The organism is Bartonella sp. AA1HLJMS (assembly GCF_042197445.1).
GTDB lineage: Bacteria > Pseudomonadota > Alphaproteobacteria > Rhizobiales > Rhizobiaceae > Bartonella.
Map to the genome: position 1 here is coordinate 1 of NZ_JBHIRW010000044.1, position 7383 is coordinate 7383.

At 34.6% G+C, this 7383-nt stretch carries 3 protein-coding genes and 1 pseudogene; all 4 read left to right on the forward strand.

Translation table 11 applies throughout. The features are described 5' to 3' along the window. A partial coding sequence (locus tag ACFIQE_RS08085) for a type ISP restriction/modification enzyme (protein ID WP_375707501.1) occupies positions 1-3921 on the forward strand: 3921 nt, incomplete at its 5' end. Between the two features lie 1549 nt (positions 3922-5470). Continuing rightward, positions 5471-6235, forward strand: coding sequence for a hypothetical protein (locus ACFIQE_RS08090; protein WP_375707502.1), 765 nt, complete (start codon positions 5471-5473; stop codon positions 6233-6235). Positions 6236-6317: 82 nt separating this feature from the next. Beyond that, on the forward strand, positions 6318-7007 hold the full coding sequence (locus ACFIQE_RS08095) for a hypothetical protein (protein WP_375627516.1): 690 nt from the start codon (positions 6318-6320) through the stop codon (positions 7005-7007). 98 nt (positions 7008-7105) lie between these two features. Continuing rightward, positions 7106-7383 (forward strand): annotated as a pseudogene (locus ACFIQE_RS08100) (hypothetical protein); the annotation flags it as partial.

A 7383-nucleotide genomic window follows, 5' to 3' on the forward strand; every position in this document is an offset into this window, starting at 1 on the left:
CATGAATCTGAATTTATCAAGGTTCATGACAATAGCATTATTCGAGGCAAAAAACGCCTCTACATGACAGCAACCCCTAAGATCTTTACCGACAAGCTGAAAAAGAAGGCTGACGCATCTGATGCTGTTCTGGCGTCCATGGATGATGAAGAGCTCTATGGAAAAAATCTTTACACGTATACTTTTTCAAAAGCTCTAAAAGATAAACTTTTAACACCCTATAAAGTTATCGTCTTGGCTGTTGATGAAGCAATTATTAACGCAACGATTCAGAAACGCCTTAAAGATAAAAATTCCGAACTTATTCTTGATGATACAACTAAAATCATTGGCTGCTACAAAGCACTTTCCCAAATAGAAAAGAAGGAAGAAGATGGCATAAAACCTATGCGTCGTTCTCTGGCTTTTTGTAAAAATATCAAGACGTCTCAATTAGTTAGCGAACTATTCAATGACGCCATTGATGAATATCATAAATTTGTTCCCGAAAGTAAGACTTCTCTTATCTTTGATGTTAAGCACATTGATAGATCTTTTAATGGCAAAAATCATAATAAATTACTTGATTGGCTTAAAGAAGAGACAGATGAGAATAACTGCCGTGTATTAACCAATGTCCGATGTCTCTCTGAAGGAGTCGATGTCCCTGCTCTTGATGCGGTTATGTTTTTACACCCGCGTAAAAGTCATGTGGATGTGATACAGGCTGTGGGGCGTGTGATGCGCCGCGCAGAAGGTAAAACAACAGGCTACATTATTTTACCCGTTGGTATTCCCTTTAATATTCCACCACAACAGGCTTTAGAAAACAATACAAAGTATGATGTCATCTGGCAAGTTCTCAATGCTTTGCGTGCTCATGATGACAACTTTAAAAACAAAATAAAAGCCTTAGAGCTGGACCAAGATGTTCGTCATGTGTTTGAGATTGTAGGGGTCACTTTTGACCCTGCTTTACAAGCAATGACCGCAGTTGTTGACGAACTCTCTTTCCACGCGAAATCGGAAAGTGCTGGGCTTCATATTGGTTCAGTAGCAAGTGAAAGCTCTTATAAATATGGAGGACAAAAAGAATTCGAGTTTTATGTTGATGAATTATCGCGTGCTATTAAGCCCATCATTGTCAAAAAATGTGGAGAGCCTAATCAGTGGGGAAATTGGGCTGGCAATGTAGCTGCAATTGCACAAAATCATATTATTCGTCTTAAAAGCATACTCGCTGATAAAAAGAGTGAAGCCTTTCACGCTTTTGATGCCTTTCATAAAGAATTAAAGAACGGTTTAAATGACAGTATCGAGCAAGAGGATGCACTTGAGATGTTGGCGCAACACCTTGTGACACGTCCTATTTTTGAATCCTTGTTTGATGGAAATGAGTTTGTGCAAAACAATGCCATTTCACAAGCCATGGAAAAGATCTTAAGAGAACTTGATAAGATGAATATCAAAGACGAAGCCAAAGATCTTGAAAAGTTTTATCAAAGTGTAAAGGATGATACAGAGGGTATTATTGAAACGCGAGCAAAACAGAATCTTATTATCAAACTTTACGAAGATTTTTTTACCAAGGCATTCAAAAAGACAACAGATAAACTTGGGATTGTTTATACGCCTATTGAAATAGTTGATTTTATCTTACATTCCGTCAATGATGTTTTAGAGCAAGAGTTTGGACAAAGCTTAAGTTCTCGAGGCGTCTCTATTCTTGACCCTTTCACTGGAACGGGGACCTTTATTACACGGCTTTTACAATCCAAGCTCATCAAACCAGAGGATATGAAATATAAATTCCGTCATGATATTCATGCCAATGAGATTGTTTTGCTAGCCTATTACATAGCAGCGATTAACATTGAATCGACCTATCATAGTCTTATGAAAGGAGAGTATATCCCTTTTGAAGGAATTTGTTTAACTGATACGTTTTTGATGCTTGAAGAAAAAGATTTTTTTACACGCTATATGTTTGAGAATTCAGAGCGGTGTAAAAAACAGCAGGAAGTAGATATCCAAGTTATTGTTGGCAATCCTCCTTATTCAACAGGTCAAAAAAGTGCTAATGACAATGCAAAGAATACCCCTTATCCCATATTAAATAACCGTATTCGTGAAACCTATGCTGCTCAATCTAAATCAATGAATACGCGAAATTTTTATGACAGTTATATTCGTGCTATGCGCTGGGCAAGTGACCGTATTGGTAATGCTGGGGTAATCGGCTTTGTTTCTGGCTCTGGTTACATAGAAAAATCGACAATGAATAGTTTACGAAAATCTTTAGCCAAAGAATTTACGAGTATTTATGTACTTAATTTACGAGAGGATCTTCGTAAAAATATGTTAAGCAATGGAGCTGCTCAAGAAGGTGAAAATGTTTTTGGTAGTGGTAGTATGACGGGCATTGCCGTGACGCTGTTTATAAAAAATCCCAATACTATTGGACCTTGTAAAATTTACTATCATGATATTGGTGATAATCAAACAAGAGAAAAAAAACTTAAAACAATTAAGGACTTTGGTAGTATTGATGGCATTACACGAAGTAAAAAAGATTGGCAAATAATCACACCAGATAAGCATGGTGATTGGATACGTCAACGTGATGACAGTTTTGAAACATTCTTAGCTTTAGGCGATAAGAGACCTCATGAGAAAAAACTCTTTGAGATTTATTCTTGTGGCATTACGACTAGTCGTGATGCTTGGGCATACAATTCAAGTCGTGCAATTTTAGCGAAAAATATGGGTAACATGATTGCCTTCTATAACAGTGAAGCAGAACGTTTTAATAATGCTTATGCGCACACTGACAGTAAATCACGTACAAAGGCTGTAGATAATTTTGTTAATTCAGATACAAGCAAGATAAGTTGGAGTTTGAATATAAAAAAACAATTAGCAAGAGGTCATATTTTAAAATTTGAAGAAGTCGGTTTTGTTCAAAGTTTATATCGTCCTTTTACACGACAGTGGCTTTATTATAATCGCATTTTTAATGAAGCAATTTATCAAATGCCTCGTATCTTTCCTGTAGAAAAAATGATCAAAAATACAGTGATACAAGTTTCTGCTATAGGGGCAAGAAGTGGATTTTCTGTTATTATGACTAAGGATCTACCTGATTTTCATGCAATAGATACAGGTCAATGCTTTCCACGCTATATTTACGAAGACACAACGGTCTCAAAAGATAAAAACAAAAAACAAACTCATTTATTTTTAATTTCTACAGAAGAAAGTAAAACAGCTGGTTTACAGAAGCGTGATGCCATTACTGATGAAGGTCTAGACTATTTTAAAGCCGCTTATCCTAATGAAACCATAACAAAAGATGATTTATTCTATTATGTTTACGGTTTACTTCATTCGGAAGATTATCGCTCTCGTTATGCTGATAATTTATGCAAAGAATTACCTCGCATTCCTTGTGTAAAGAGTGCTGATGATTTTTGGAAATTTGTAACAGCAGGGCGTGAACTGGGTCATTTGCACGTGAATTATGAAACTGTAGAACCTTATCCAGTGACCTTTAAAAAGGGTAATCCAAAACAGACAGAGATCTCTAATCCCGAAAAGTTTTATTATGTAACTGAAATGAAATTCGCAAAAATTAAGAATAGTAAGGAAAAGGATAAATCAACTGTTTTTTACAATAGCAATATCACAATAACAGATATCCCTCTTGAAGCTTATGAGTATATCGTCAATGGCAAGCCCGCTCTTGAATGGGTTATGGGGCGTCAATGTGTTAAGACTGATAAAAAGAGTGGCATTGTGAATGATGCCAATCGCTATGCTGTTGAAACCGTTGGCAACCCTGCCTACCCTCTAGAGTTATTTCAAAGGGTTATCACTGTAAGTTTAGAAACAATGAAAATTGTTAAGAACTTACCAAAATTAGAAATAAGAGAAACCGAATAACTTATAAAGCATGCTCACATAATGGGTATGATAACTCATAAGGGGATAAGGTCTTATACCTATAGGGTCTATACCCCTTTATACTCTATACCCTCTTTATACATTGCTTACATATAATCTTTAAAAGGATAATTTATCATGCGTTCTTCTAAAAAGAAGAAACTTGCACTTTTAGATACTCTTATTTGGATTGCCTTTAAGAGGTTATACCGTAATCTAAAATGATAGCTTTATTGTTTTCAAAAGCTTTATTTAAAGAGAGTTATATATATTCATTTTCTTATATTACTTATAGGTTTTGAAGGTTTCTCACACCCTCAAAATACCTTCAAAACTCCTTTAAATATATATCATAGATTGTATTTTTAAGATATTAACCTATTGAAATATAATAATTTTTATTTTTGATTGAAAAAAATATATAAAGGGGGGAGTAAAAGGAACCCTCAAAATACTCAAAATACTCAAAATTCATAACCATAATGGTCTTTATAGCATTTCTATAAGTTACAAACTATCTTTTGAAAGGCTTTAAAGGTTCACATGCTTTCATAAAGCACGTTGTAATCATTCTCTAAATCATAAGGTTATCTATTCAAAAGAACTGATTAAAATTCATAAAAGGGATTTTGATAACGTAATCAGTTTTTAATTTCATACGCTTTTCATAAGACACGTGTTAATCACTCACTAGAAATATAATTTTATCTTTTAAAAAGAACTAATCAAAATAACAAAAGCCTATTAAAAAGGATTTTGCTAATTTCTATAATTATCAATCCCTCTTTAGATAGTTTCATAAGTGTTTTCATAACAGTCTCTAAATTACAATTATCATATGTATCATTTTTATCATGAAAATGAAAAATAACACCATGGCTATAAAGCATATAACAGCTATAGAGAATGCGTAAAAATAACAGCCTTATTTGAATAAAGCAAAAATGCAAATGAATGCATTGGTTATAAAAGCGCGGCGCTTATTAAGATAGTTCAAATGATAAATGCGTTATAAACAAAATTCACAAAAATTTTTAAATTCATTTAGTAAAAAAATTGATAGGTTATAAAGATAAAAAAACGCATTATGAGAGCGTTTTTAAATATTATAAATGTATAGATTCAAAAAAGAACACAATCGTTTTATAAAGCCTATAATATAGCTTTAAACACACATAAATATAAAAGAATAAATTCATAAGCATATGATATTATTAATACACAACGCATTTAAAAAAATACAAAAAAATATCAAAAAAGTTTATAAATTAATTGACAATAAATACGTATTTTGTTATATAAATACTCAAGTGATGAAAACACTTAGCGTTAAGCGGATAAACCCCGATAAGGTTTCTCTCATTTCTTTAAAAGACTGACTTTCTTTTATGCTGTAGCTAGCATATAACGATTGTGTCGGGTGTGGTCACACCATACAATACTCTTTAATGAGAAAAGTGTGACGACGGACTTAACGCCGTGTTTTCAACACCCGGCGCCCTTATAGGGTGTTAATTGAAAACTTTATTACGTTAAGAAAGAATTTAAAATGAAAAATTCCCAAAATACAATTTCCTCTTCCATTTCAAATGAAATCGCATCTGTTAATCAACAAGAGCCTGCAAAAAAATACGAATTTATTGATGATTGTGAATATATCGATGGTCATTTCTTAACTCGAATTAGAGCCTTAAGAGATTTTGATGATGTCAAAAAAGGCGATTTAGGGGGGTATATTGAAAATGAAAACAACTTATCTCATGAGGGTAATTGCTGGGTGTATAATAAAGCTCGGGTCTTTCAAAATGCACGCGTCTTTGGAAATGCTAAAGTAAAAAGCTTTTTTGTTGATGTCTATGGTAATGCGCAAATTTATGGGAATGCTATTTTTGAAGGTATGACATTAAAGGACAATGCAAAACTGTCTGGTAATGCGCATGCTAGCAACGCCGTTGTAATTGAAGGCAATGCACAAATTTATGATAACGCCCGTGTCACTGATCATGCTCATATTTCCGATAATGCTGTCATTTGTGATGATGCTCATGTCGGAGGCAATGCAAAAATAAGTGGCTCTGCTTACATTTGTGATGAATCACGTGTTTTTGATGATGCCGTTATTTGTGATGCTCTTATCTCTGGTTCTTCATATATTCATAGCAATGCCTCTTTAACAGCTAATGAAGATATCTGTGATGATGCATATCCTGAGTTTGGGAGCGAAGATGATTATTATCGTCATGAGTATTATGCTGATTTTGAAGGGTATTATGACGATGATAATGACAGCGAATATGAAAGTGATGCTGCGTAAATGACACGCGCGGGCGCGGCGGGGGCGCCCTCCTTTAAACATCTCATTTAAAAATTTAAATCTCTATAAAGGAATTGTGCTCATGCAAAAGAAGTTTGCACTCACAAATGAAACGCGTGTAATTAATAATCATACCCTTTATCGCATTAAAGCATTAAAAGACTTTGCTGATGTTAAAGCAGGTACTTTAGGGGGCTTTATTGAAAAGGAAGATAACCTCTCTCATGATGGCAATTGCTGGGTTTATGATAATGCTTGTGTTGTAAAATCTGGTCGTGTTTATGAAAATGCAAGGGTATATGGCAATGCTGCCATTGGTGGTTTTGTTTATGGCAATGCGCATGTATATGATAAAACCCGCGTGTATTTTGGAGCTCATGTTTATGATAATGCGCATCTTTCTGATAAGGTGTGGGTTTATCAATATGCAAGGGTTTATGGCAATGCAAAATTATCAGGAAATGCTCGTATTCATAGCAAGGCGGTAGTTTATGATCATGCTGTTATCAGTGGCGCTGCTAAAATTTATGGCAAGGTTTATGGCAATGCTAGCGTGGGTGGGTATGTTAAGGTCTATGGTTCTGTTTATGGGAATGCAAAAGTGACTGGTTATCACACCATTAGAGGTTTGGTACATGGCAATGCAAGGTTAAAAAGAGATGGTTATTCATATGTCAAACAAAACTTTTATTATGCATATGGAATTCCTGAAGATTGTGAAATTTATGAAAACGATACCGTTGTAAAGATTATTGAAAATAACGCTGCGTAAAGACGCGCGGGCGCGGCGGGGGCGCCTGCTTTCCAACCCAATTTTTCCATTTCAAATTTTATCAAATGTTTATCACATTAAATTGTGAGGGTATCTCTATGTGCAAAAAATACGAATTAACTAGTGAAATCAAAAAAATCAAACATGCTCTTACTCGAAATATTATAAGCCTTTATCGCATTCGTGCTTTAAAAGATTTCGATGATATAAAGGCGGGGTCTTTAGGCGGCTTTATTGAAAAGGAAGTTAACCTATCCCATGATGGCAATTGCTGGGTCTATGATGAGGCTTGTGCCTACGGTCATGCAAGAGTGTATGAAAATGCAAAAATACGCCATTTTTCTCAAGTCTGTGGTCAAGTTTATGGCAATGCTGA